This window comes from Pseudomonas sp. P5_B2, assembly GCF_056400445.1.
Window position 1 is genome coordinate 1 of the sequence record NZ_JBFULH010001116.1, and the last position, 982, is coordinate 982.

The 982-nt window shown below is 48.2% G+C and carries 2 protein-coding genes and 1 pseudogene; all 3 read right to left on the reverse strand.

The genetic code is table 11. The features are described from left to right. On the reverse strand, window positions 1-376 hold a 376-nt coding region (locus tag AC1DRJ_RS29570), incomplete at its 3' end, for a M12 family metallopeptidase (protein WP_477805244.1). Next, on the reverse strand, window positions 366-644 hold the full coding sequence (locus AC1DRJ_RS29575; protein WP_477805245.1) for a hypothetical protein: 279 nt from the start codon (window positions 642-644) through the stop codon (window positions 366-368). The genes AC1DRJ_RS29575 and AC1DRJ_RS29570, both read right to left, overlap by 11 nt. Window positions 645-823: 179 nt before the next feature. Next, window positions 824-982: pseudogene (locus tag AC1DRJ_RS29580) on the reverse strand (succinyldiaminopimelate transaminase); the annotation flags it as partial.

A 982-nucleotide genomic window follows, 5' to 3' on the forward strand; every position in this document is an offset into this window, starting at 1 on the left:
GGTAATGCATCACGGAAAGTCGGTCGTAGGGGGCATAAGTCAAATTGTTGTCTCGAGGGAGGGGGAATACGATGGCGTCCACTGCGGCTCTCGACATTCCATGGTTTTTTTCGAGTGCGGCATAAGCTTTTTCCCTGTCCCATGGAATGCTCGCGTCAGGGTGTTGATGCTCGTGCAGTCGTCCCAAAGCGTGTCCGAACTCATGAATAACTACCGATTCATATTTTGGGTCAGTGGTATTAACGCCTAACCACATGGTTGCTTCATGGGCCGGAGCCGCCAATGCATCCGTCCCTATAAGTGAACGTGCCACGGTATTGTAAAGAGGTGACAGCTCCACGCGGATGTCACCTTCATACTGTTCATCAGTCGTCACTGAGGTCTACAAATTGAAAACTGAGACTGACGTAAGGCGCCCATTTGTTGATGGCATTTTTGACGGTATCAAACAATTCATCGTCCAGCCGAGCGATTGCAATTTTGAGCGTCCTGCCGGGTGCCCAGTACTTGGTGTGCGCACCCACGCTGCGGGTTTRAAGATTTGATTTTTTATCATGCAGGTTGCTTTTTCGTTCTTGTACGGCTGCTTCGTAAGATAAGTACGGGTCAACAGGGGTTGGGGTCTCACACAAAAAAATGTCCAATGTTTATATCCTTATAAACTAAATAATTAAAGTTATAGCAGCAATTTGTAGGCTGACTATAAGTTGGTGGTTGAGATAAGGTTAGTTAGTTGGGTGTCGTGCGTAAAGTTAAATGCAGTGTGTGGATGTTTCATTCGTTAAAGCCTGTACTGCATTGCACAGTACAGGCTAGATGCTTTTTATTTGCGGCGATTAATGAAGGCGCGAATACGCTCGGCAGCTTCGACGCATTCCGCCAACGGTGCAACTAAAGCCATGCGGACACGGCCCGCGCCCGGATTAGAATTATCAACTTCACGGGACAAGTAAGAACCCGGCACCACCGTCACGTGTTCCTC